At 56.9% G+C, this 24,913-nt stretch carries 26 protein-coding genes and 2 pseudogenes; 6 read left to right on the plus strand and 22 right to left on the minus strand.

What is annotated here, in order from left to right; genetic code table 11:
* Window positions 1-95: 95 nt before the first annotated feature.
* From C814_RS17820 to C814_RS17910, 20 genes and pseudogenes are all read right to left on the minus strand, one after another.
* Window positions 96-1,184: pseudogene (locus C814_RS17820) on the minus strand (relaxase/mobilization nuclease domain-containing protein); the annotation flags it as partial.
* 141 nt (window positions 1,185-1,325) lie between these two features.
* Window positions 1,326-1,862, minus strand: a complete 537-nt coding sequence (locus tag C814_RS17825) for a hypothetical protein (protein ID WP_016316810.1) — start codon at window positions 1,860-1,862, stop codon at window positions 1,326-1,328.
* Window positions 1,863-2,042: 180 nt separating this feature from the next.
* Window positions 2,043-2,393: a plasmid mobilization protein gene (locus tag C814_RS17830; protein ID WP_016316811.1), complete on the minus strand. Its 351-nt coding sequence runs from the start codon at window positions 2,391-2,393 to the stop codon at window positions 2,043-2,045.
* A gap of 1 nt (window position 2,394) precedes the next feature.
* Window positions 2,395-2,991: a defense against restriction DarA-related protein gene (locus tag C814_RS17835; RefSeq protein ID WP_016316812.1), complete on the minus strand. Its 597-nt coding sequence runs from the start codon at window positions 2,989-2,991 to the stop codon at window positions 2,395-2,397.
* 133 nt (window positions 2,992-3,124) lie between these two features.
* On the minus strand, window positions 3,125-3,478 hold the full coding sequence (locus tag C814_RS17840; protein WP_031219867.1) for a cysteine-rich VLP domain-containing protein: 354 nt from the start codon (window positions 3,476-3,478) through the stop codon (window positions 3,125-3,127).
* Window positions 3,479-3,649: 171 nt separating this feature from the next.
* Window positions 3,650-4,324, minus strand: a complete 675-nt coding sequence (locus C814_RS17845) for a CD1107 family mobile element protein (protein ID WP_016316814.1) — start codon at window positions 4,322-4,324, stop codon at window positions 3,650-3,652.
* Between the two features lie 131 nt (window positions 4,325-4,455).
* A pseudogene (locus C814_RS0105345) lies at window positions 4,456-4,683 on the minus strand (DUF4315 family protein); the annotation flags it as partial.
* A gap of 14 nt (window positions 4,684-4,697) precedes the next feature.
* On the minus strand, window positions 4,698-6,404 hold the full coding sequence (locus C814_RS17850; protein WP_016316816.1) for a C40 family peptidase: 1,707 nt from the start codon (window positions 6,402-6,404) through the stop codon (window positions 4,698-4,700).
* A complete protein-coding gene (locus C814_RS17855; RefSeq protein ID WP_016316817.1) occupies window positions 6,385-8,727 on the minus strand; it encodes a VirB4-like conjugal transfer ATPase, CD1110 family in 2,343 nt (780 codons plus the stop codon). Before C814_RS17855 ends, C814_RS17850 begins: the two co-directional genes overlap by 20 nt.
* Window positions 8,696-9,070 (minus strand): PrgI family protein, encoded by a 375-nt coding sequence (locus C814_RS17860; protein ID WP_016316818.1) that lies wholly within the window; start codon window positions 9,068-9,070, stop codon window positions 8,696-8,698. The genes C814_RS17855 and C814_RS17860 overlap by 32 nt, the downstream gene beginning before the upstream one ends.
* 95 nt (window positions 9,071-9,165) lie before the next feature.
* Entirely contained in the window at window positions 9,166-9,750 is a 585-nt protein-coding gene (locus tag C814_RS17865; protein WP_016316819.1) for an MT-A70 family methyltransferase, read from the minus strand.
* Complete coding sequence (locus C814_RS17870) at window positions 9,747-10,553, minus strand: DNA-methyltransferase (protein ID WP_016316820.1); 807 nt, start codon at window positions 10,551-10,553, stop codon at window positions 9,747-9,749. Before C814_RS17870 ends, C814_RS17865 begins: the two co-directional genes overlap by 4 nt.
* Window positions 10,543-11,331, minus strand: coding sequence for a septation protein SpoVG family protein (locus C814_RS17875; protein WP_016316821.1), 789 nt, complete (start codon window positions 11,329-11,331; stop codon window positions 10,543-10,545). The genes C814_RS17870 and C814_RS17875 overlap by 11 nt, the downstream gene beginning before the upstream one ends.
* Before the next feature lie 52 nt (window positions 11,332-11,383).
* Window positions 11,384-12,250, minus strand: coding sequence for a VirB6/TrbL-like conjugal transfer protein, CD1112 family (locus C814_RS17880; protein ID WP_016316822.1), 867 nt, complete (start codon window positions 12,248-12,250; stop codon window positions 11,384-11,386).
* Between the two features lie 12 nt (window positions 12,251-12,262).
* On the minus strand, window positions 12,263-12,475 hold the full coding sequence (locus C814_RS17885) for a Maff2 family mobile element protein (protein ID WP_016316823.1): 213 nt from the start codon (window positions 12,473-12,475) through the stop codon (window positions 12,263-12,265).
* A 92-nt stretch (window positions 12,476-12,567) separates the two neighbouring features.
* Complete coding sequence (locus C814_RS17890) at window positions 12,568-14,409, minus strand: VirD4-like conjugal transfer protein, CD1115 family (RefSeq protein ID WP_016316824.1); 1,842 nt, start codon at window positions 14,407-14,409, stop codon at window positions 12,568-12,570.
* The gene (locus C814_RS17895) at window positions 14,396-14,875 is read right to left on the minus strand and encodes a PcfB family protein (RefSeq protein ID WP_037376191.1); all 480 of its coding nucleotides are present in this window, start codon (window positions 14,873-14,875) and stop codon (window positions 14,396-14,398) included. The genes C814_RS17890 and C814_RS17895 overlap by 14 nt, the downstream gene beginning before the upstream one ends.
* A 65-nt stretch (window positions 14,876-14,940) precedes the next feature.
* Window positions 14,941-15,642, minus strand: coding sequence for an antirestriction protein ArdA (locus C814_RS17900; protein WP_016316826.1), 702 nt, complete (start codon window positions 15,640-15,642; stop codon window positions 14,941-14,943).
* 1 nt (window position 15,643) lies between these two features.
* Window positions 15,644-15,985, minus strand: coding sequence for a DUF7768 domain-containing protein (locus tag C814_RS17905; protein WP_016316827.1), 342 nt, complete (start codon window positions 15,983-15,985; stop codon window positions 15,644-15,646).
* A 319-nt stretch (window positions 15,986-16,304) separates the two neighbouring features.
* Entirely contained in the window at window positions 16,305-17,807 is a 1,503-nt protein-coding gene (locus tag C814_RS17910; RefSeq protein ID WP_016316828.1) for a ParB/RepB/Spo0J family partition protein, read from the minus strand.
* A 345-nt stretch (window positions 17,808-18,152) separates the two neighbouring features.
* Between C814_RS17910 and C814_RS17915 the strand changes: the two genes are divergently transcribed.
* From C814_RS17915 to C814_RS24665, 3 genes are all read left to right on the plus strand, one after another.
* On the plus strand, window positions 18,153-18,503 hold the full coding sequence (locus C814_RS17915; protein ID WP_016316829.1) for a TnpV protein: 351 nt from the start codon (window positions 18,153-18,155) through the stop codon (window positions 18,501-18,503).
* A 395-nt stretch (window positions 18,504-18,898) separates the two neighbouring features.
* Complete coding sequence (locus C814_RS17920) at window positions 18,899-19,201, plus strand: hypothetical protein (protein WP_016316830.1); 303 nt, start codon at window positions 18,899-18,901, stop codon at window positions 19,199-19,201.
* 6 nt (window positions 19,202-19,207) lie between these two features.
* On the plus strand, window positions 19,208-20,122 hold the full coding sequence (locus C814_RS24665; RefSeq protein ID WP_016316831.1) for a YecA family protein: 915 nt from the start codon (window positions 19,208-19,210) through the stop codon (window positions 20,120-20,122).
* Between the two features lie 52 nt (window positions 20,123-20,174).
* Here the strand turns inward: C814_RS24665 and C814_RS22510 are convergent, their stop codons facing one another.
* Together C814_RS22510 and C814_RS17930 are read right to left on the minus strand one after the other, a co-directional pair.
* The gene (locus C814_RS22510) at window positions 20,175-21,212 is read right to left on the minus strand and encodes a sigma-70 family RNA polymerase sigma factor (RefSeq protein ID WP_016316832.1); all 1,038 of its coding nucleotides are present in this window, start codon (window positions 21,210-21,212) and stop codon (window positions 20,175-20,177) included.
* On the minus strand, window positions 21,193-22,050 hold the full coding sequence (locus tag C814_RS17930) for a helix-turn-helix domain-containing protein (protein WP_016316833.1): 858 nt from the start codon (window positions 22,048-22,050) through the stop codon (window positions 21,193-21,195). Before C814_RS17930 ends, C814_RS22510 begins: the two co-directional genes overlap by 20 nt.
* 360 nt (window positions 22,051-22,410) lie before the next feature.
* Here C814_RS17930 and C814_RS0105355 point away from each other — a divergent pair, with 360 nt between their 5' ends.
* The 3 genes from C814_RS0105355 to C814_RS24415 all read left to right on the plus strand — a co-directional run.
* Entirely contained in the window at window positions 22,411-22,593 is a 183-nt protein-coding gene (locus C814_RS0105355; protein WP_242829025.1) for a transposon-encoded TnpW family protein, read from the plus strand.
* On the plus strand, window positions 22,590-24,473 hold the full coding sequence (locus C814_RS17935) for a recombinase family protein (protein WP_016316834.1): 1,884 nt from the start codon (window positions 22,590-22,592) through the stop codon (window positions 24,471-24,473). The genes C814_RS0105355 and C814_RS17935 overlap by 4 nt, the downstream gene beginning before the upstream one ends.
* 67 nt (window positions 24,474-24,540) lie before the next feature.
* A partial coding sequence (locus tag C814_RS24415) for a hypothetical protein (protein ID WP_016316835.1) occupies window positions 24,541-24,913 on the plus strand: 373 nt, incomplete at its 3' end.

The following is a 24,913-nucleotide window of genomic DNA, read 5'->3' on the forward strand; positions in this document are numbered from 1 at the left end:
TCAAGAGAGAGCGCTTCTATCTGTCCCTCACTGCGGCTGCTGCTTAGATCCTATATTCCTTGCGTGAATTGTGTCAACTCATATTGACAAAATCAGTATTTTTTCGAGTACCGGGCCGCCTTGTAGCCGTCAAACACGGGCCGGGCCTTTGCATAGTCCACCACGGCCCCCATCAGCCCGGAGACTTTGGAGAGGGCGGCCTCGGTGGTCTGGAGCTCCCCGGCCAGCGCGTGGGCCCGGTCAACCGCCGCCGTGGTCTTTGCCGCCAGCGCGTCATAGTCGGTGAGATTGTTCTCCTGCAGAAACTGGAGGGCGGCGGCCATCTGCTTTAGGTTGTAGACTTTCGCCCAGCGTTCATAAGCCGGGCCCTTGCCCTCGGCCATGCGCTGTTGAATGTCAATGATAAGCCCCACCTGCCGGATCGGGGGCGGCGCGTCCTTGGGGAGCTCCGGGAGGGGCCGCTCCCCGGCGATCACCGCCCGGATGTCCTCGGGGTCAAAGCCCGCGCCGAGGGTGGATGCCCGGAGCCGGGTGTACTTGTCCTGCCCCGGAGCAAGGAACGACACCACGCCGCCCCGCCCACGCTTGACGGCAAAGCCGGACTCCTCCATCAGCCGGAGGAACGCGACAAAGTCGGCGGGCTTTTTTTCAAGAGCCGCGATGATTGCCAGCCGCACCCGCTGCTGCGCGGAGGGCGGCTTTTCCCCCACCCACTGGCCATAGTGGAGAAAGCGGCCCTTGCTGTGCTGTTTGGGATTTTGTATCACGGACAAATCATGCTCCAGACATACCCGGTCAGACAGCCGCCGGAGGGCAAAGCTGGAGCCGAGGAAATTATGGAATTTCCGGGAGCAGTCAAAGGCCGTGGAATTGAAATAAATGTGGTTGTGAATGTGGCCCTTGTCGGTATGGGTGCAGACGAAAAACTGGTATTTGCCTTTCGTCCAGCGCATCGCCGTTTCAAAGCCCAGCTTGTTTGCCTCCTCCGCCGTCACCTCACCGGGCGGGAACGCTTGCCGTATCTGGAAGAACAGAGCCCCGCGCTCCACGGGCCGGGCCGTGGCCGCCTGGTATTCGCTTTTCACCAGCAGAAACTCAGCGGCGGCTGTGGCCGGGTCGCAGAGGTGGGAGGACACGGCCCCCAGCTTTTGGGGGTTGAGCCCGTAGGCAAACCGCTCTTCCATCGTCTGGACGGCGCTCAGTCCCGCCGCCTGCTTGTAGGGCCGGATGTAGGTCGTGGCCGTGGTAGCACCTCCTCTCGCCATGAAAAAAGACAGCAGGCAAAGCGCCCGCTGTCTATTAGCTTATTCTGTTTTTTAGATAATTCAATATGGTTTCTTTATATGCGCTTTCTTTTGCGCGTGTTTGCTCATTTTGTTTTGCTCTGGTACTGAAAGGCTTTTAATTTCTACAATATACTTAGACCTTTTAAGGTAGAGGAAAGAAACTGAACCGTAGCATATATCTTGTATCAATGCAGTTTTATGATACTGTGCCTCCATTATCGGCAAGCAAATCAAGAACTGTTGCATGGTATCGTCCCCTTTTTCTATCAGCCGCCAGTTCAAGCCCCTCTCGATTGGAGAACCGATAATTGGCCCGTCTGAAACCACCTGCCCGTTAAAAACAAGCGTTGCTTTTTGTATTAAATCAAGCCAATATTTCCAGTAAACTAAAAAAAGGACAGCAGTGGCAACACAAATAGAAAGCAAAAGAAAGACCAAGACAATTTGTATTTGTGAGGGGTATTCTCTTGCCATAATTGCGGCCAATGCCAAAATCATGATTACCCAAACGACAAAAGAAAAAATCCCATAGATTACACATCCTTTTGACCGTTGATACAGTTCTTTCCGACTCATGCCAACCCTCCAATCAACAAGCTACTTTATATTTGAGTAATGGTATCACTTTTCCTATCTGCCGTCCATTGACAAAACAAGTATACTACATTCCCGCGCAACAATCCACCCCACCTTTGGGACAAAATGTCCCGAAGTACGAAAAAGCCGGGGAGCGGCACAGCACCGCTCCCCAGCAGGTCACAGCTCCACCAGCGCGGAAAGCTGTTTCAGCAAATCAGACAGAGGGCCCCACAAAGCGGAGTAGTCCCGCTGGAGGGCCGATATTTCCTCGGGGTAGATGCCCCCGTAGGTGTTGGCATGGATGGCCACTTGATTGAGATTGTTTGAGCACCGCCGCTGGAGGGAAACCAGCTCCCGGACGGGGGCAAGGTCAACCTGGAGCACATAGCCGCAGAGGGCCATCCGGCGCATATAGGCCCCCATGTTGCGGATGCCCGCCTGGGCCATGCGTTCCTGGATAAGTGCCTGCTCTTCCTCAGATACCATCACATGGAGATGGATGGGGCGGCGGCGCTTTTTGCCAGCCATGCTATCTGTCGCCCCGGTCGGGCGCGTTCCGTTTAGGCGCAGAGGGGGCCTGCCGTTCCCCGGCCAGCCTTGCCGCCTTTTTCATCTGCTCGGCAATCGGGCGGGGCCTGCCGCCGTCCCGCAGTAGGCCGGACACCTCCGGGGCGGGTCGGAGCTCATAGTCCGCCGCCTGCTTTTCCGTCAAGGGCTTTGTGTAGGTCAGATGCCCCCACGCAAGGAACGCGCCGCCCTCCACGGGTACGCGCTTGTCGTAGTTTACGATTTCGTCCGGGGCGTTGCCTGCAGGCTTGGGGAACGTGCCGATGTCAACGGGCCGCTGGGTGGAATAATACTTGTAAAGGCCGGGGGCCTCAATCTGCGCCACCTTGACGGAGAACTGCTGCTGGTAGTTTTCCACACGCTCCAGCAAGTCCTGCTCCAGCGCGGCCCGGTCACTGCCATAATGCCCCCATTCATACTGCCTTGCGCCGTGTTCGTCATCATAGCAGGCCCACGTCACAAAGGGGGAGGGGGCCCGGGGATGCTCCCCCAGCGCAAAGCCCCGGCCATTCTCCAGCATGACGGCCTTTAAGATTGTATAGCCTTGATTTCTGTCCATAGGAACCTCCTCTCGAAATGTTAGCACTATTTTGGGAAATCGGGGCAGGACGTGTAAAAGTACGCCCCGCCCTAAAAGCGGCCCCGGAAAGCCTTGAAAACAGCGGGGTTCTATACCCCCAAATGCTCACGCCTCACCCCCGGTATTTCCGCATATATCCCCGCTGTTTCTTCTGCCTTGCGGCCTTGGAGCAAGCCTCGGAGCAATAGCGCCGTCGCCCGTCCGGGAGAAAGGGCCGCCCGCAGACAGGACAGGGCCGGGTTTCCGGGGCGGGCCCCTCGGTATTGAGGGCGGCCTCCAGCACCGGGTTCAGCGGCAGGACGGCCTCCCGGAAGTATCTGCAATAGGCCCCCGTCCAGCACTTCCCCAGCATATAGCACTCACAGTCCAAAGGCAAGCATCCCATTTCCCGGTCATAGTTGGCGCACCATTTCACTACAAGGGAGCGGATGGCCGCCTTTTCCTCACGGGTCAGCTCACGCAAAATATCACCTCCCGCCCGGTTTTTTCAAAAGGCTCTGAAAGCAGGAGCCGCAGGGGATGCCGCGCCAGTAGGGACAGCCACAGCACCGGGAGCCCTCCCGGGGCTTTTCCGGGCGGGGAGCCCGGGGCCGGGGGCGGCGTTTCATTTCCCGTTCCAAAGGGTTCGATGTGAAATTCATTCTCCGTCCTCCTTTTCTTCTTCCTCATCCCACGGGGGGAGGTCGTCATACTCACCGCCGCCATAGTCCTCGCCGTATTCCTCGGCCTCGTCAAAATCCTCGCCGGGAGCGGCGGCCTGCTGTTTGGGGCGGTAAATCTTGAAGTACCACCCGGCCCCGCCGCCGAGGGCCAGTACCGCCAGCACCAGCAGGAGCGTCCCCGCCCCGCCGGATTTTTCCGGCTCGGGCTCGGGCTTCGGCTCGGTAGCAGGTTCGGGTTCCGGCTCCGGGAGCGGTTCGGGGACGGGCTCCGGGGAGGGCTCCGCAAGGGCCATCAAATCGGCCACGGTGACGGCGTTCAAGAAGTACACATTTTCCGTCTCCCTCTGGCGGTCAATCACCAGATAGAACACGGACTCGTCCGCCGCCATGATGGTGAAAAATTCCTTGCCGTCCTGGTCGGTGGCGTTATCCACCATCGTCCCCTGCCCGTCCGGGGTAAAGGGGTTGGGCTCGGGTTCCGGCTCCGGCGCAGGCGTGGGCTCCACGGGGTCAAGCTCCTCCCACTCCGGGCCGCCCGTACCGTCCTCCCATTCCTCGCCGCCCCCGGCGTAGGCCGTGGTGGTGATGCCGCACAGCAAAAAAGCGGCGCACAGAGCCGCCGCCACTACACGATATTTTTTCAGTTTCATTCCGCGTCCTCCTTTTCCTCGTCGTCGCAAAGTCCGCTCACCTCCGTTTCCGCCTGCGGCGAAAACTCCGCCCGCTCCCTTGCGCCTCCTCTCCCCACAAAGTCATCCGACTTTGCAGGGGCCCCTTTAGGGGACTTCGGGACATTTTGTCCCAAAGTGTCCCCGGCCTTGATGCGCTGGAGCACCAGCGGGAGCTCCTCAAGGGAAATGCTCATGCCCCGCACGATGTCCACGATTTCCTCGTTCTCGGCCTCCTTGTGTTTCTGTTCCAGCTCTTTCAGCCGGGCCTGCTGGTCGCTGATTTTGGCCTTGACCTTTTCTATCTCGGCCATGATTTTTGCGCTCTTGCTAATCGCCATTGAAAACCTCCTTTTCATGGTAAACGCCCGTAGGCGTAGAAGTGGGCCTGCCAGTAGCTGCTGTTTAAGTTGGCGTAGCTGATAGGGTCGCCACAGTGTATCATCATCCCGTCCCCCACATAGATGCCACAGTGGGAGACTCCCGGGGTGTCATAGGTTCCCTTGAAAAAAACCAAATCTCCGGGGCGGGGGGAGCTGGTGCGGGTGCAGATGTTGTAGAGCCCCTGGGCCCCCAGCCGCCCCACGTTCCAGCCGGAATGATTGACTACCCACGAAACAAAGCCGGAGCAGTCAAAGGACGTGGCCGGGGAGCTCCCGCCCCATACATAGGGATAGCCCAAAAATTTCTCGGCCTCGGAGAGCATCGCCGCGAATGTCTCATCGTCCAGATATTCCCCCGGCACTTCGTAGCCCTCCGGCGGGTTGGTATATTTCCCCACATAGGACGAGCCGGGAAAGAGGTCGGGACGGTTCCCCAGCGTAGCCATGTAGAGGGAATACCGGGAAACCTTCTCCTCCCCCATGATGTACACCGGGAGATGGGAAAGGTTGAAGTTATCCAGCGTCACATAGCAGATGTAGTAATCGTAATACACCCGGTAGCTGTCCGTATGGGTGTTGCCCTCCTCATCCGTCCATGTATCCGTTTCGATGTAGTACCGCCGCTCCTTTACCACGTTTTCGGTCAGCGTGTACTGGCGGTCAAAGAGCATCTGCAAGGTGGGCTGGACATCCGCCAGCGTCCATTCCCCCTCATGCCATGCGCTCAGAATGGAAACCAGCACATAGGGGTCGTGTTCGATAGCGTCCAAATCAAAATGGTACTCGTCATAGTCGTGTGTGCTTTCGTAGGTATCGAGATAATGCTGGAGCTCAGCCTCCAGCGAACAATAAGCGGCCTCGGCCCCCAGCATATCCCCATCCTCGGCGGGGTAGGTGGTGGCCCCCACAGCTCCTGCGGCGGCATTCCCCAAAGAGACGAGGGAGGACGCGCAGGACTGGAGGGATAAAACGAGCACCACGCAGGCCAGCGCGATAAGCGCCCCCACGGGATGCCGTTTCACGAAAGCCACAGCCCGCTCCGCCAGCTTTTCCGTGGCGGCGGCGGTTTTCCCGGCGGCCTTGGCCCCTTGTTTCGCGGTCTGCTTTGCCGCCTGCCGCGCTTGTTTGGCGTATTGTTTTTTTAATTTCTGCTTGTGCCAATAGCGGGTAACTGCATTTTTGGCAAGCTCCGGGTTCTCCTGGGCGGCCATGCGGAACTGGTAGTCCGCCCGGGCCTTGATGTACTGCGCCTCGGCCTTATGGACGGCCCGGGCCGGGTGCTCCCGGATGCGTTTTTTCGCATACCGCGTCCCCTGCCGGAGAACGGCCTCGCCCAAAAGCTCGGAGCGGTGGGTCCCCTCGGTTCCCACGTTTTCATGCTCCACCTCGTAGATTTTGCCATGCACAAAGCCGTGGGCGCTCCACCCGGCGGCCCCAAAAGCCCGGCGCACCGGGCCCCTGGGCTTCGGCGGCTTTTTGCCCTCCAGCTTTTTCCGGGCCCGGTTCAACTTGTCCTCCCGCGTCTCCATGCGGAGCTTGGACTTGCTGATTTTCTCTTGTTCGCTTTCCATGCGGAATTTCGATTTTTTGGTTTTGGGCCCCTTCGGGGACTTTGGGACATTTTGTCCCGAAGTGCCTTTGTCCCCGGCGGGCCCGGCGTTATTCGTTCCTCTGGTCATTGGCTATGTCCTCCGGGCGGGTGGTGAGCAGGTTGTAAATCTCACCCTTGGGGAAACGGTCAACAAAGGGGATGGTCACATTCCCATAGAACAGCAGGCCCTCGCCGGAATTGCTGTGGGTGATATAGGAAAGCTGGTGCTCGGAAATGCCGAGCTGTTTTGCGATAATCGCCCGGTCGCTTTGGGCCTGGGAGAGCAGAACAAGAAAATCGGTGTTATCCAGTATGTTCTCGATTTCCCGGCTGGCCAAAAGGTCTTTCACGTTCTGCGTGAGGGCCGAGGGCACACAGCCCTTTTTGCGGAGCATCTTCCACACCGCCACAAAGTAGCTGGCGGTCAGCGGGTCGCGGAGCAGGATGTGGAACTCGTCAAAGTAGCACCATGTCGCCGCCCCGTTCTGGTAGTTGGTATGCACCGCCGAGGTGACAAACTCGTTGGTGACGTGCATCGCAATCTTGCGGAGGTTCTCCCCCAGCCCTTTCAGCACGATGCACACCACCCGGGAGCTCAAGTCCACGTTGGTCGGGTGGTTGAACAGATTGAGGGAGCCCGTACAGTAGAGCTCAAGGGCCGTTGCCACGCGCTTTGCCTCCGGCTCCGGCTGTTTCAAAAGCTCCTCGTACAAGTCTTGGAGCAGGGGCATTTTCGCGCCCTCCAGCCCCAGCGCAAGCTCCCGGTACACCAGCCGCACACAGCGGTCGATGACGGTTTTCTCTATGGGTTGCAGGCCGTCCTTGCCGCCCACCACCAGCTCACACAGCGAAAGAAGAAAATCCGCTTTCATGGAAAGGGGGCTGTCCTCATCATTAAGCCCCATCTGAATATCCATCGGGTTGATATGGTGGGGGCTGTCCGGGGCAATCTCAATGACCTGCCCGCCCAGCCGCCGCACCAGCGGGGAATATTCCCCCATCGGGTCAACGATAACGATGCGGTCTTGGGTCGCCAAAAATACGTTTATCAATTCCCGTTTTGCGGCAAAGCTCTTGCCGGAGCCTGTGGAGCCGAGGTACATCCCATTCGCGGATTTCAGCTTTTTCCGGTCTGCCATGATGACATTGTGGGAAAGGGCGTTCATGCCGTAGTAGAGGGCCTGCCCGCCCATGCGGAGCTCCCTCGTCATAAAGGGAATGAAAATCGCTGTGGAGCTTGTTGTCATGCCCCGCTGTATCTGCACCTCGTTATAGCCGAGGGCCAGCGAGGACATAAAGCCCTGCTCCTGCTGCCAGTCCAGCCGCTTTAAGGCGCAGTTGTATTTCTGCGCGATGCCGGAGACGGTGAACACGTCATTTTCCAACCGCTGGCGGGTGGGGGCGAGGTTGATGACGGTGAACGTCAAAAGGAACATCCGCTCATTCCGGGACTGCAAATCCCCCAAGAGCTCCGCCGCGTCCTTGCTGAACGTGATAAGGTCGGGGGGAAGTATGTCCATGTCGTACCCGGCGCGGACGGCTTTTTTCTGCTCCTCCACTTTCATCTTGTCAATGTCCGAGATTTTCCCCTTGATGGTCTTTATCGCCTTGAGCTGGTCAACGGTCTGGATGTGCATGGTGACGGTGAGCTCCGCGTCCAGCTCCAGAATTTCCCGCAAAAGGCGGTCAGAGAGCTCGGACGCCAAAATCTGGAGATAGGACGCCGCGCCCCAAAAGCCGCCCACACGAAAGAACCGGGAGCCCCTAAAGTCAAAGCCGCCGCTGGGGGTGATGAAGTCCTTTGTCCCCATCCCCGTTCTGGAAATATCCGCCCACGAAAAGCGGAACGGCTCCCGCCGTCCGGGGTGCATCTGCCCATGCAGGAGGGCCAGCCGCTCCCGCCCGTCCAGAGGGGACGAGGGAACGCCCAGCCGGTGGAGGTTCCCCATCACGTCCGCCTCCACCCGGTCAAGCCGGGGCCGGGCGGCGGCGATGCCCTCGGCGGGCACGCCAAAGGTGATATATTTGGAGCGTTCAATCCCGTTGTTGGAGCGGGCAATCTGGCGTTTCAGCATCCCCACGAACTCGCCCCGGATGCTGTCAAAATCGTCCGCCTGGGCGGGGATGTTCACATGGTAGCGGCTGGTGGAGTGGGAGCGGCGGTTGATAAAGGAGAGCTGGACGGGGAGCGCGCTGTCGAAGTAGTTGAGGAACGCGCTCCACCCGCTGAATATCGCGGACTGATCCTCGGTGGATGCCACGGAATAGTTGATGTCCTCATATTCCACGGTCTTTGTGTAGAGCCCGCCGGGGAGCTGGCACACGCCGTCCGGGTGCATCGCCACATAGGGGATGGACTGCTGGGCGGACAACGCCGCCTTATTCTTTCTTTTGTTTTTTCGGTTTTCCATTCACTGCCTCCTTTCCCGCCTGCCCGGTAAAGGGCGCGTAGATATTCCCGGTCTTGTAGGGCCTCACCCCGGGCCGCAGGTACTTGGTCCGGATGATGTTCTTTACCACCTTTTCCAGCGGCAGGCCGTCTTTTTCGTACATCGCCAGCAAAAACGCCGGGAGCATGATGCCCAGCATCAGAAAAAGCGCCGCCGTGTTCCCCAGCGAGCTCCGGGCCAGCAGGTAGGAGGGGACTCCCACAAGGGCCGCGCCGCCGAAACACACAAGCTGGCGTTTTGTCAGATTGAAAGCGATTTTTGTTTTGACTCGGGATAAGTCATTGGGTACATTTACATAGGGCATTTTTAGCCTCCTTTCCTTTGGGACTTGTCGGCACAAACTTCACTCCGCTCACTTCGGGACATTTTGTCCCAAAGCTCGCCCCGTTCCGTTGTGCCTCATCTCCCCACAAGGTCTGCCGACTTTGCGGGGGCCCCGAAATTTTGAAGTCCCGCCGTAGGTTCCACCTCGTTCCCCCATACGTCCCAGCCGGGGGCCGTCTGGCGGGCGAACAGCTCCACGCGGGGCACGTCCCCCATAAGGGCCACGATTTTCTCCCGGGCCTCGTCCGGCTTTTTGCTGTGGCCCTCAATGGGGGAGATGATGAACTGGTGGACGTTGGGGGCCTTGCGCCGGGGATGCCCACGGGTCGCCAGCAGGCACACCTCCGCATTGGCCCGCGTCCAAAAGCCCAGCCCGTAAAACCAGCTATCAGCCTTTTTGTTCTTTTTCAGCCAGACAAAGCCCACGGACTTATACTGAAAGCCCCACGCCTTGATAAGACGCAGGGCCTCCGGGAGCTGGGGGAACGTGGCCCACAGAAAAAGAACGCTGTCCGGGGCCGCCAATTCCGCCACGGGCAACGCGCATAATTCCTCAATCCCCATTGTGGGGTAGTGCCGCTCCGCCGCACCTTGCAGGCCCTTTTGGGCGTACCGCCACGGCGGGTCGGCGTATATCACATTATATTTACCGATAGTCACACCCCCTTTCCGCCAGCGGCCACAGCCGCCCGCGCCTGGGTGATGCGCTCCGTGGCCGGGCCGTAAAAGGCCGGGGCCGTCTCAAAGCAGATAAATTCCCGGCCCGTGTTCAGTGCGGCGATGGCCGTCGTGCCGGAGCCCGCGCAGATGTCCGCCACCACCTGGCCGGGGGCGGTGTAGGTCTTTATCAGATACTCACACAGCTCTACGGGCTTCTGGGTGGGGTGGACGGTATGGGCCACGGTCTGGAATGAAAGCAGGTTCCCCGGGAACCGCCGCCCGTCCTCCGAGCCGCTGCCGGAGCGGACAAACTTCCCATAGTTGGGGCTCTGGTCGCACTGGGATGCGATTTTCTTATAGGGCTTGCCCTGCTCAAACTGCGGATTGTAGAGGGGGAGCTTTTGGTAAAACACTAAAATATTCTCCGTCTTTTTCAGCGGGGCGCGGCGGGCGTTGAGAAATCCCGTACAGCGGCTCTTATACCACACCCATTCATAGCGGAGCATGGAGAGGTTGGACGCGCCGAGGATTTTGTCATAGGGGCACTGTGCGAAGAACAGCACCGCCCCGGAGGGCTTGACCGCCCAGCGCACCGCCTCCCACAGCTCCGGGAGGGGCAAAGGCACATCCCAATAGTTGCGGGTCGTGCCGTAGGGCGGGTCGGTCAGAAGCATATCTACCGAGTGCTCCGGGAGGGAGCGCAGGCCCGCGATGCCGTCCATCAGAAACAGACCGGGGGGCTCCAGCACCGGGCCCTCCGGGGACTTTGGGACATTTTGTCCCAAGGCCAAGCTATCTGCCATCCCGTCCCTCCTTTCCCTTTGCCGGGGCGGGGCGGGCGGCATTTTTCTGCGCGGCCTCCTTTCCCGCCTTATCCATCTGCTCCCGGATGGGCGCGGGGCGCACCGCCTCGGCCCGGGCGATAAGTTTCTCAACCGCCGAATGGTACGCCTCCACCCCCGCCGCGTTCAGCCGCTCCTGGGTGGCCCGGTCATTGATACGCACCGTGGCCCGGTAGCCCGTCCTGCTGGTGGGGTCGGGTTTTGAGGGCGCACCTAAGAAAATGCCGTTCTGCCCGTTCACCACCTTGAAATCGTCCACCACCACGCCGCCGAAGTTGACGCTGGCAAAGCCTATCAGTTTGTTCTGGGGCTCAATGGGCCGCACCGTCACCTCGATGGGGATAGTGGCGGCGGCAAGGTTCTGCTCCACCCGCAGGGCCACGGCCTCGTCAATGGTGATGCCCTGGTGCTCGGCCAGCTCCGCGATGGGGGCCTCGAAAATCAGACGGCGCATTTCCTCCTGGGCGGCCTCCGCCATTTCAGCGGTCTGAACCGCCGTCTGTGTGTTCGCCATAGATAAATCCTCCTTTCCGGGCCGGGGGATGACCGCCCCGCCCATATAGTCATAGCCTGCCGCGTGTATCGCGGACAGGGTTTCCGCTGATACCGTCCCTTGCAGTTGCAGGTCGGTTTCAGCCATGAACGCCAGCATATCCCGCTGGGTAAATTCCTCCGGGAGCTTGCCGCCCCACGCCCGGCGCATCTCACCCTCCGGGCCCAGCTTGTAACGCCTCGGCATATCCGGCCTCCTTTCCGGGCTTTGGGACATTTTGTCCCGAAGTGCTGCTCAATCAGTGGGCCCCGAAGATGCTGCGGGCGATTGTCCCGGTCTTGAACAGCATGAAACAAAGGAGCACCGTATAGCCCACGGTTCCCCATATCGCGCCGATGGGGTCGCCCCCGGCGGCGATGCCCTGCACCAGCACCGCATAGATGCCGACGCAGACTAAAATCAGCATCCCTTGAAAGCCCACGGCGAAAAGGGATTTTAGGTAATTCTGCCCCATGCCGCCCACCTCCCGGTTGGAGAGGGTGGCAACGGGGATGGGCGCAAGGCTGGTCAGCAGATATATTTCAATCATTCTTCCGTACACCAGCACGAAGATGATGATGCCCAGCGCCTGCATGGTGAGCCCGATGACCGAGGACTGGAGCCACAGCCCAAGGAGCGGGCCCAAATCCATCCCCTCCAGCGTGGTCTGGAGGTTGTTCAGCATATCCGGCGAAACCGCCGTGGAGCCTTGTATCAACCCGGCAGAGCGGGAAATCGCGCTCTGCGACACGTCAAAGACGGCCATCACGATATTGAACGTGTTGGAAAGTATCAGCACCGCACACGCGGTCTTGAACATCCATTTATAGAGGTTCGCCACGTCTACTTCGTGCATATTGTTTTTTTCGAGGAGCATCTGGATGAGCTCATAGGTGGCTACAAAGGTCAGCACCAGCCCGGCGATGGGTAAAATCACCGTCTCGGAAAGCTGGCGGATGAGGGAGAAAACCCCGGCGTTCCATGCCGCCGGGGTCGTCCCTACCTGCACCGCAATCTCTCCGACTTGGGCATTGACGGTATCAAAGAGCCCCTCAAGGTTCCCCATGATGCCGCCAATCAGCAGCTCTTTCAGCCAGTCCGTGAGCCAGTCGGTGAGAAAGTCCATAAGCCGCCGCCCTTAAAACAGGCCCGACAGCAGCGGGATGAGGGTCGTGCCGATGACGATGATGCCGCCCCCGGCCATGAGCTGCTTCATGCCCTGGCTTTTGGAGCCGGGGTTGTCCGAGCCGTAGCCCTCCAGCAGATTGACAACGCCCCAAACGCCGAGGCCCGCGCCCAGCGCGATAACAAGGGTCTGCAAAGTGGTGATAGCGGATGCGAAAAATGCCATATAGTCCTCCATTTCTCCGGGATATTCCCGGGCACAAGAAAAGCCGCCCGGTATAGGCAGCAGGTGACACTTCGGGACAAAATGTCCCAAAGCTATACAAAAGCGTCCGGGTCGTCCAAATCGTCATAGTTGAGGATGTCCTCGTCCTCGTCTATGGGCGTTCCGTCCGGCACGTCCGCCTCGTACACGGTGTACTGCTCGTTGGGATTGAGCTTTTTTATACGGCGGCAGATAAGCCGCTCCAGCGAAAAGGCGTTTTTCTTCTTGTCCGCCTCCGCCGTGTATCGGTAGTTGGGGTGCTGTTTCAAATCGTATTTCCGGGAGTAGAACGGCGGCAGGCCCCGCAGTTGCAGGATGCACCTGTCGCCGGGCATGGTGGCAAGCTCGGCGGGGGTCATAAGCTCCCGGCCCAGCCGCTGGGTGTTCTGGTTGTAGCTTTCCGACTGCCCACGGGAGCGGCCCTCGGTCTGCATGGAGATAGTCGCTTTCCCCAGCCAGTTCTCGGAAATCTCCTTGATAGTGCTGGCCTCCCGGCCCCCGAGGAATACCACGCTGTCCATGTTGCCGAGTATCGTCTCGGCGTTCTTGTCGTAGATTGCCTTACATTGGGCCAACTGCTGGTAGAACAGCGTCAGGCTCACCTCCCGGGAGCGGATGACCGCCACCAGCTTTTCGAGGTTGGGCACTTGCCCGGTGTTGGCGGCCTCGTCCCACAGCACCCGCACATGATGGGGCAGGCGGCCCCCGTGTACGTTGTCCGCCCGTTCACAGAGAAGATTGAACATCTGCGAAAAGGCAAGGGCCACGATAAAGTTATAGGTGGTGTCGGTATCACTGATGATGAAGAACGCCGCCGTCCGTCTGTCACCCAGCTTGTCAAGCTCCATCTCGTCATAGCTCATAATCTCCCGGAGTTGCGGGATGTCAAATGGGGCCAGCCTTGCGCCACAGCTAATAAGTATGCTCCGCGCCGTCTTGCCGCTGGCCAGCTTGTACTTTTTGTACTGCTTGACCGCGAAACAGTCCGGCTTGCGCTTTTCCAGCCCGGCGAACATATAGTCCACCGCGTTCATAAAGTCGTCATCGTCCTCCTTGACCTCCATGCCGGAAATCATGTCTACAAGGGTATTCATGTTTTTATCCTCGTCCGGGCCCTCGAAGATGATATAGGCGATAAGGGCGCAGTATAGGAGCGTTTCTGATTTCGTCCAGAACGGGTCGCCCTCCTTGCCCTCGCCTTTGGTGTTGGCTATTAAGGTATTGACGAATTTCAAAATGTCGGCCTCGTTGCGGATATAGGCCAGCGGGTTGTAGTGCATGGAGCGGGAAAAATCAATGCTGTTAAAAACCTTGATTTTATATCCCTTTTTCCGTTGCAGGAAAAAGCCCGCCTGCTCCAGCACCCCGCCTTTTGGGTCTACCACCACATAGGAGGAATGGGCCTGGAGTAATTGCGGGGTAAGCCAGAACCGGGTCTTGCCGGAGCCGGAGGAACCGACAACACAGCAATTCAGGTTCCGGGCGTTGGCGGGGACGGCGGGCCGGGTGTTGGTGGTGAGAAACTCCGTCCCGGTCAGAATGATGTTGTTCTCAAACCTGGGGTCGGTGAACGGCTTGATGTCTTTTTCCGTTCCCCAGCGGGCCGAACCATACTCTTCATCCCGGCGATATTTTTGGGCTTTTTTGCTTTTCTGATAGATAATCAGCCGGATCGCCACAGCCCCCGCGATGCCAGTGAGCCAGTCAAAAGGAGCAAGCCCCGGCGCGAAGTCGGCAAAGGCCGGGCCGAGGGCCGCCACCATCCCCACCAGCTTGTGGGCCAAATCCGCCCCCGCCGCCAGACGGTAGGCCGTCCCCACCTTTAGGCAGGCCCAGCCGATGAACAGATAGGGGAGGTTGGGTAAAAGGTACTTTTTCAGCTTATCTGTCCTCATGGGCGGCCTCCTTTACGCGGTCTTTCCTTTGGGGCGCGGGCTGGCGCAGTATCTCGGCGGCGGCCCGTTTGAGCTGTTCCCGGATGGGTACGCGGTCAGTCTTTGCCTTATCCAGCACACGGCGGGAGTATTCCGAGAAACAAGCGGTGATTGCGTCCGCCTGCCCGCTCTTGAAGAACAGCAGATACTTGTCCGGCCCGGTCTTATAAAAGGCATAGTCAACATTCCACTTCCGGGCCACCCGGTCAAACTCCTTGGGGGCCCCGGTGAGCTCGATGCTGTTGGTCGCCGCGCCGTGGGCCATGAGCTTTTTCACGGACTGCCTGCCGTGGGGCGTCTGGTGGGCCCGGTGCTCCTTTTGTATCTTCCGGCCAGCCGCCCGGAGCGCATAGGCCAGCACCCGGGCCGAAAGTTTTCCCGTTCTGATAGAAAGTGCTATCGTGCGCCGGGAAACATCCTCGTCAATCAATCAAAACCGCCTCCTTTCATGGGGGATAGGCCCTCCGGCCTTTGGGACATTTTGTCTCGAAGTCACCGCTCGTCCCGGTTTGTTTCCGGGTGCTTGCGTTCAGCCTCCAGAGAGGAACGGTCAATCACTTCCTTGTAGGCGGCCATCTGTTCCCGGATGGAGAGCCGGGGGAGGGCAAAAACCTTGTGCTCCTTGGGAATATCCTCTATCCCGTGGTAGACTTCCTTAATATCGCCCGTCTGGACGATATAGCCGCCGGGGGCAAGGTGGCCGTCCTCGTTGATGGATATGTCCCGCCCGTATGCCTCATAGTCAAAGTAGTCTTTCAGCTCGGCGGGTATCGGCAAATCCTCCGCAAAATAGCGGCCCAAATCCTCCTCGCTTTCAATCTCCGGGTAAAATTCAAAGCAGTCCAGATTTTCCGCAAGGTTGATGATGTCCGCCACGCTGGAGGTATGCGCCCCCATATGGAGCGCGGCCTCGAATTTTTCAATCTCGCTTTGGGGGAGCTCCGAGAGCAGGCAGGCCAGATGGTTCAGCTCGTCCAGATTTTCATACTCGCCCAGATAGTCATAGAGCCCCAGCACATCGCCGTCAAAGCTGGTGATGAAAAATTCCTCGTAGCGTATGCCGTCCACGCCGATATTCTTTAACAGCGCCTCCACCGCCTGGGGGCTGGTGGGGAATTTCAGCGTTTCCCCCACCAGCTCGCCCTCGTTGTATTTCCCCAGATTGGTGATGTACGCCTCGAACAGCGCGGCCACGTCAGCGGCGGCCCTGTCCCTTGACGGTCAGGATGCCCTCAAGGGTGGTGGCGGTGATGCCAAGCCGCTGGGCCACAGCGATGTCGTTCTTCATGGACTCGGTGACGGTATGCCCGCACACCACCAGCACCCGGGAGCGGCGGAGCAGGTCGCGGCCAATGTCGATGCTGCTCTTGTGCTCCTCGGGAACCGCGTCATTGAGGAAAAGGGGCAGGAACAAGGCCGGGCAGATAGGGGCAAAGCCCGCATCGTAAACCGCCCGGCAGTACTGCGCGGCCAGCTCCGCGTTTTCCGTGTCGCCGCCATACCAAGCGGCGGTGATATAAGCAAGGGGTCGTTTCATAGTCGTTTACCTCCGATATTTTAATAGTTGTCGTTCAGCCCAATCCCCCCGCCCTTTCCCATTCATGGGAAAGGGGGCGGCTCTGGAGGATATATCCCCCGCCGCGCCGGGAGGGGTGACACAGCCGGGGCGGGCCGTCAAGGGCAAGCCGCCGCAGGCGGCGGGCGTTCCGCCCCTTGACCGCCCACTCCCGGCTGTGCTCAGTAGCAGGCGGCGACGGGGGATATACCACCAGAGCCCCTCTCTAAAAGAACGCTATGCAAGGCGCGGGGGAGGGGCGCGGGAAAGAGAAAAGCCTTGGGACAAAATGTCTCAAGGCTTACTTTTCCCGGTCGGTCTTTTTCTCCGGGGCGGTGCGCTCCGGGGGCTGTTTCTCTTTCCATTCGGCCAGCAGGGACATAATCTGGTCTTTCATTTCCCGGGGCGTGGCGTCCTTGCCGAAATACTTGTTCAATTCAGCGGCGGAAATAATCACTTTGTCTACCTCCTTTTTTTCACGGCTCAAAATGCCGTCAATCACATCGCCGTTCAGTTTCCCGTCCTTATCCAGCTTGCGGAGCTCCTGGGCCTGGGAGAGCGAGGGGGATGCCTGCTCGCCCTCAATGGAAACGGCGATAAACCTCTGGTTTTTGGGCTTGATGAACGAGATTTCCACGGCGGGGGTGAAAGACAGCTTTTTCTCATTCACCATAGACTGGAGCTCCGGCACAAGCTCGGTCAGCCGGATATACCGCTGTACCTGCTTGTAATTCATGCCGTTTCGTTCCCCCACGATTTCCGTGGAGCGTTTTCCAACGTCCCCGGCGGCCACGCCCTCCATCTTCGTCCCTTGATGGCTGATGGCCTCCACCTGCATTTTCAGCGACTGGGCCTTTTCCATCGGCAAAATCTTTTCCCGGTGGCGCAGGTTGTCGTCCGTCATCGCAAGGATGGCCTCATCGTCCGTCATGTTGCGGACGATACACGGCATATTTGCAAACCCGGCCAGCTCACTGGCCCTCTGGCGGCGGTGGCCCGCGATGATTTCATAGCCGCCGCCCTCGCGGGGACGCACCAGCGCGGGCTGGTGTACGCCGTTGTCCTTGACGGACTCCACAAGCCCTTTCATTTCCGCATCGTCCCGCACCCCAAAGGGATGGTCTTTGAACGGGAACAGCTCCGAGAGGTTGAGGTAAACAATCTCTTCCTTTTCGGCGCGGGTCGCGTCACGGGGCTGGGGCGGCTGTTCCGGCGCAGGAGCGGCGGGGGCCTCTTCCTTGCCCTTTACCGTGGCGGCCTTTCCGCCCTTGCTTTGGGACATTTTGTCTCGAGGTTGGGACGGGGGCCTGTCCGGGGCCGCCTTATCAGCCTTGGCCGGGCGGCCACGGCGGGCCCCCGTCCCTCCCGGTTCACCGGGCCCCGCTTTTTCTTCTTTGGGCTTGCGGCCTCGCCTGCCCTTGGGCTTATCCGGCTCGGGCGTTTTCTCTTTGGCGGCCTTTCCCTTTTTCTCGGGCTCCTTTTCCCCGGCGGCCTTATCCTCCGGGGCCGGGGTGGGCGGCTGTTCCGGTTCGGGCGGCTCGTTCTTTTCCACCTCCGCACGTTCCGCCGCCCGCCGCTCCGCCATCAGCTTTTCAATCTGGTCAGCGGAGACATTCACCGCGCCGGGGGCCCCAGCCGGGGCATCCTGGGCGGGTGGTTCGCCGCCAGTCTGCTCGGGGGCGTTCTCCGGGGCCGGGGGCTCCGGGGCGGGAGCGTCCTGGGCAGGAGCACCCTCCGGGCCGGTATCGAACAAGCTGGGCTGGGGATTTTCCTCCGGGCTCACGTTTAATTTTTCGTCTGCCATTCGTTACCTCCTTTTTTAATTTCGTGAATGTTGCACAAATCTTGCGCTAAAAGTTTGTTACTATTTTTTTGCCTCCCTCCCGGCTATCCACGCAAAAAAGCCGCCCGTTTTTTCATGCCGGACGGCTTTCTGCGTAATGTGATAGCTCAAATAATATTTTTTTGTGGTTGCTGGCTCCGAAAAGCCTTGATATTACAGTGTTCCTATTAAAACTCATTCATATGACTGCGGTTCATTTGTGGCAAAATGGTGCATTGCAGTTATAAGAAAAGCGGTGAGAACGCCAAAAATAAGCGTTTTTCGCAACTGCAATTCACGTTTCGCTGCAAATGAAAGGAAATGACTATGGAATTGACCTATACGAAAGTAGGAGACTACTACATCCCTGACCTTGCCCTTGACGATGACACTGAGTACAAAATCGGTGTATATGGCCGGATGCGGGAGAAATTCCTAAAAGAGCATCACCCTGGCGTTTACAATCGGATGGTTCTGTTTGGTGAACTGTGGAAACATCTCGCTGAAATTGATGCCGCCTGCCATGAGCGCATAGATTTTCTTATATCGGTCATGGCGAAGCAGGAGGGCGTGACCGAATCCTCAAAAGCATCCAATCAGATGGAATGGGTAGGCCGTATGAATAATATCCGTAACCGGGCAGAGGAAATCGTCCTCCGTGAACTGGTCTACACATAAGAAACACAACAGGGAGTATGACTGCGCTTGCCGCAGCCACACTCCCTGTTTTTTTGCTATACAATTCAGACGGAATATGGTATATTTTGATAGACCACCATCCGCCAAGGAAGTGTTCAACGGGGACGTCAGTATGATTTAGCCGATTGGTCTTGAGAGCCGAACGCTCTCTTTGCTCAATTCGTTGACCGCATGGTGGAGTATGACGCGGCAAAACTAGATGAGTTGACTCTGGCCTGCGCCACCACCAGCCATAAGGCGTAGGGACCGGAATAGCCCATTGCTACCATGCCTGTGCTGATAGCTCACAATGTGATGCTGCAACGGAATATGCTCTACGTAGGCATTACCAGAGAAAGAACCCAAAATGGAACAGAAAGGAATGGGAACGGCTTATGGGAAAACAGAAACGAGCGCCGGGGGAGGAATATAACCCTCGCCTGAAAGCGCTGATCCTGCAGGTTGTCGATAACCAGATTGCCGGTCTGGATGAAACCGGACAGCCTGTGACAACGACAATAACAGATGAACCCGATTATGTGAAGCACACCTTTGAGCGGTTATCGGCAGCTCACGGTGCCGCCAGAGCTAAGGAGATGATTGCCGCGGTGCTGCTTGAGGAAATGTACGATGTGCTGAAGGACAAGGTCCCATTTGATGAGCCGCGATATAAAAGCAAATTAGAAATGTTGAGGTGAGCGTTTATGAAAACGGAGGAAAATCCCCAGCGGAACGGTACGGGCCTGCCCGGCGGAACGGAGAAGCTTCTGCGCTCCTATTTTGACGCCTTCGCCAATTTATACGGCATTACACCCCTGTACCGGGCTTTTCGCATCATTCAGAAGCAGAACCCAGAGCTAAAACTGACAGAGGAAGACTTTCTGCAATTTGTGGATCAGCTTGATCAGGAGGAACGGCTTTACACTATCGCCGGTGCGGAGGATATCTACGATGACATGAAGGAACCGACCCCGCCGATGAAGCGGGAGATCGTTGCCGAATATCTGTATGCGCTGGACGGCTTCGAGAGTTATTTGGAGTTAAAGGAAGAACAGGCGGACAAGCCCTATTACATCCCGGAAAAGGACGAATTACTTAAATACCAGGATGATTTTTACTCGGAAGAGACAAAAGAGTTTCTGGACCTTGGAGCATATCTAAGAAACGTGCTGAAGCTGAAGCGGGCTGATGATGTGCTTTCCGACCTTCAACTCGGGGCTCGCTGCGGGAACAGCGAACCGCAGATGATCATCAGCGATGTAGAGCGTCTGGCCGGCAGAGGCTGCTTTCACTCCCTGGAACAGCTTAACGAGTTTTTCCAATATTATTTTGCTATGTACAACAGTACGCGAGTCCCCTCGAATCGGGGCTTCACACCCAATGAGATTCAGGAGTACATGGGCGGAGAACGGCCCAGCTCCCTTGAATTTGGCCCCAATATCAGTCGGGTGCTTCAAGCAGGGAAATTGGACGCTGGTAAACTGCGTCAGGGAATTTTTGACGCGGATATTCCGGTTCCTTGGAAGACATTACAGCGGGTAGAGCAGAAGAAACCGGGGCGCAATGACCCATGCCCGTGTGGAAGCGGAAAAAAATATAAGCGATGCTGCGGCAGATAGCGATATGCCGTCATAAAGATCTGTGCACACCTCATTGGCACTCTCAACGGCGTCAATTACCTGCTTCAAATTTATTGTCATAGCGACGGCTCCTTTGTTCAGGTCCGATAAATGTCAGCACAATTTTATCCGGCAGTTTATCATTGTGGTGTATTCTGAAATGCTCAACCGCCCGCATCGCAAATCTATGGCTGAGTATGGTATCCCATTCCGCCAGTAGAAGGATTTCCGTTGTATCATCTTTGAAATTATAGCTGAGTGCGCCCCATTTGCCGCCGCAGTCCGCGAGATATTCGTAGACTACGGCGGTTATTTTTCTGCCACGCTTCCGCTGGGATTTCAGCCGGAGTTCCACAGCATGAAGTTCGCCTGCCGCAACCAACACTTTTGTCAGCCTGTCCTCCGCTCTGGCATAGGCCCGCTCTGGAATTTCAATCAGCAGTTCATGCCGTAACAGCTTCAGTGCAGAATGTTCTACGCTTTTCGTACGGCTCTCCGTCAAATGGAAATACTGCGCCGTTTCGGTGAGCGGGTGGTCTTTGCCGTCCGCAAACCCAAAGCGGTACTGAACATAAACATTTTCCCGATCCGGCAGCGCATCCATCGCCTCGTGAAGTTCAGCCGCCGTCTCCTGTTCAATATAAATCTGCTCTGGCAATTTGGCGCAGGGAGAAGAAATCAGAGTTTCAACGGTATCATCCTCTGTATCATCTAAATCCTCGTCCAGATATATGATTTTCCAGGCGTTTGCCTTATCGTGCCGCAACTGCCACACCGTGTCCCGGCTATACTGGCGGATTAGGTCACTCATGGAGCGTTTGACAGCGGGAGCGGCATAAGTCAGAAATTGGATTTCTTCAAACTGCCTATATCCATCGATTGCCCTCCACAACCCAATAGAACCGGCCTGCACAAGATCGTCAAAACCTACACCGCAGGCGGATAGATGCTCCTGCCGTACCGGGTTCCCTACAATTTGATTTGCGACTTTCCGAACAAACGGGAGATTGGCCTCAATAAGTAAGGACACAGCCTGTTTGTCTCCGGCCTGCGCCAATTTGCAAAGCTGTTCATTCGTCAGGTCTTTCATCTGTCAGACCCTGCTTCTGTGCAATATCCATGAAATCTCTGATAAAGTTCTTGATAAGCTCGGAAAACTGCCCGCCCAGTTCCGGTGTTGCACCTGGCAGTGTTGAGTAGGCCCCAGCAAGCTGTTCCAGCGAGATAGATTGCAACGCTGGAACAGCGTTTTCACCTTTGACCATGCTTTGCATCATAGATTGAGTGATCTGCTTTGTAGCCAGTTCCGTTGTTGGTGTCTGTGTCTGGATACCGGCCTTGATGTCCCGGAGCATTGTCATTAAAGAGGACTGGATTACCTCAACATCCCTTTCGTGGGGAGCAACTTTCATCATGCCGAGAATCTGTGTAGCGGCCTCTGTCCCCTCCTGCGGGTTTGCCAGATGGCTGGTGTCCAATGTGCCGATCATCTGCTGCATAGTATCCCACATGGCGTTCAGTCCCGCAGGTCCTTCGGCATTGCTGTCCTTAAAATACCGGGAGATCATCCGTGTGATCTCCGGGAATTGTGGATTCTCCAAAATACGGTTGACCACATCTGTATCGACTTCCCTCGTATATAGCGCCATTGCCGCCTTATAGGACAGGCCCAATTCCTCTATGTCATAGTTGCGCCGCTCTGGAAAAGCTGTTTGCCCCAAGATAAAGTCAGTAGATACCCCCAGGAAGTCCGCAATTTTGATGATGTACTCGTCCCCGATTTTATCTGTTTTCTCACTCAGGAACCGGCTAAGGGTGCTTTCTGCCATACCAATTTCCGCAGAAAGTTCAGCTTGGGTAATCTTCCGCTCCTTAATAAGCTCCTGTATCCTCTGCCGGACGGTTCCCGGTAAATATACCTGCTCCATTTCGACGCCCTCCCCCATGATACCTGATTATACTACATTCCACACCAAAATTTAAGTCGAATTTTGTATCTTGCATTTTTGCAATTTCCACCACTGAAACGGCCTCAACTTGCAATAACGCCATATTTTTTCGACCGGCACCATTTTCTCCGTATATTGGTATCAGAGGGTAAAACCTCTGATACCATACGGAAAGGAGCATGGGATGTTATAGCGAATATCTGCGGAGGCGCCGCCCCAAGTTGTCGGGGCGGCGTTTTTGCGCCTACAACTGAATAGGGACAACGGACCACCGGCGGGGAATCCCCCTACAAACAAGGAAAGAGAGGTACAATGACCCAAAATACAAGCAGCACCACCATGACCCGACGAATCGGAAGCACAGTTTTCAAAGTGAACATTTTTACTAAAGAGGGCGGAAACGAGACTATGGAGGACAAAATTATGCGACTGATCCAACATGAGGGGTTGGCATCACCGCCAGAATGTGGTATGATGAATGTGCCACAAATGAACCGTCAGTCTGAAAGGAGCGCATCATGAGCGCCAGACAGACGGAAACGAAGATCACAGCGTTATACGAACGTCTCAGCCGTGACGATGAATCTTCAGGGGACAGTAATTCGATCATCAATCAAAAACGATACCTGGAGGGCTATGCCGCTGACCACGGTTACAGTAATATCGTCCATTACACGGATGACGGATGGTCTGGCGGCAATTTTGACCGTCCCGCATGGAAACGACTGATTGCCGACATTGAGGCCGGGAAGGTAGAACATCTTCTGGTCAAGGACCTCAGCCGGGTGGGGAGAGATTATCTCCAGACGGGCTTTTACACAGAGGTTGTTTTCAAACGCTACGGTATCCACTTCGTTGCCATCGGGAACAGCATTGACAGCAACGATCCCAGCTCTGGTGAGTTTGCCCCTTTTGTCAATATCATGTCCGAGTGGTACTTGCGCGATCTGAGCCGGAAACAGCGCACTGCCATCAGGGTCAAAGGTGAATCTGGCAAGCCGACCACCAATCAGGCTATTTACGGCTACCGAAAAGACCCCAACGACAAGTATCATTGGCTGGTTGACGAGGAAGCGGCGGCAGTTGTGCGGCGTATCTACCAGTTGGCTATTGAAGGGCACGGCCTGAGCGATATTGCCAACATTTTGTACCGGGATAAGGTAGAGTCCCCAGCGGCTTATCTGGCAAGGCAGGGACGTGGCCCCTGGAAAAGCAAGGAAAACATCGACCGTCCCTACGCTTGGAGCGACTTCATTGTGGGACGGATACTGTCTAAACCTGAGTACATGGGCCATACAGTCAACTTCCGTTCCCACAAAGAATCCTATAAAGATAAGCAGCCGGTTTATCATGCCCCGGAGGACTGGCTGATTTTCGAGGATACCCATGAGGCTATCGTGGACAAGGGCACCTGGGAACTTGTTCAGAAACTGCGGGGAACTCCACGCCGTATTGATACGCTGGGCGAGGCGAATCCCTTGACCGGGCTGGTATTCTGTGCGGACTGCGGGGCAAAGATGTATAACCAGCGGACACGGGGCAGTGAGACAAAGCCGTATCCATCGGACGCCTACGAATGTTCCTCGTATAAACTCGCAGGGCAAAGAAGGACGGCTGTTTGCAGCAATCATCACATCTCCACAAAAGCTCTGCGGACGTTGATTTTAGAAACCATCAAGGTCACCAGCACCTACGCCATCTCCAATGAGGCTGAGTTCATTCAAAAGGTCCGGGCAGCGTCTGAAGTTCAGCAAGCGCAGGCGGCAAAGGACTTGAAGCGAAAGCTGAACAAGGACAAGAGGCGCTTTGACGAGTTGGACACCATCATCAAAAAGCTGTATGAATCCTATGCGGTGGGACGCATTGGAGAGGCTCGCTTTGACACCCTTCTTGTCGGGTATGAGCAGGAGCAGACGTCGCTCCGGCAATCTATCACGGAGGCCGAATCGGCGTTGGTCAACTTCGAGCAGGACACCGCCAATGTGGAGCATTTCCTCGACCTTGCGAGGAAGTACACGAATTTCTCAGAGCTGACTACGCCGATGATCAACGAGTTCGTTGACAAGATCGTCGTTCACGCCCCGGATAGGTCCACGGGTGACCGGGTGCAGGAGGTGGACATCTATCTGAAATTCATCGGTAAATTTGATGCCCCCATGCCGGAACCTACTCCGGAAGAGATCGCGGAGCAGGAGCGATTGCAGAAGGAGCGTATCCGCAGTCGGGAGAGATACCGCCGTTTGAAGGCCGGAGAGAATCTCAGCCCTCCTTTTGAGCGGACCTGCGCGACCTGTGCCAAAACCTTCTCCGCTCTGCGGCCAAACGCGAAATACTGCTGTCCTGCTTGCAGGCAGAAGGATTACCGCCGCATGGCGAGAGAAGCGAAGTCAAAAGTATCATGAATTTGTATCGGAGCGGTCCGCAATGCTGTGGACCGCTCTTTTCCATCAAGAGGGAGGTTGAACGCCCATGTGGAACTGTGATTGGGAATACCAGCACCAGGATGTTTTGAAGAATTGCTACGAGCGCAAGATGGCTGGCAGACCCTATGGGAAAAGCGACCCCGTCCGTAAGATTATTTGCGAGGGATGCGGGTGTGTTTTCTATACGCGAATCTGGTCCAAAAAATATTGCTATTACAAGAAATGCGGCAATACCGGCTATAAAAAGCAGTTGATACAGCGGCGTTTGGCGCAGCCGCCCCGTACTCAGGTCTGCAAAGTGTGCGGGAACACATTCACGCCCAAGCGGTCAGACGCGCTCTATTGCAGCAATGCCTGCCGCCAGCGGGCGTATCGTCAGAGTGTTACGGATAAAACAAGTGGTCATGATGACCACTTGC

It is taken from the genome of Anaerotruncus sp. G3(2012) (assembly GCF_000403395.2).
Lineage (GTDB): Bacteria > Bacillota > Clostridia > Oscillospirales > Ruminococcaceae > Anaerotruncus.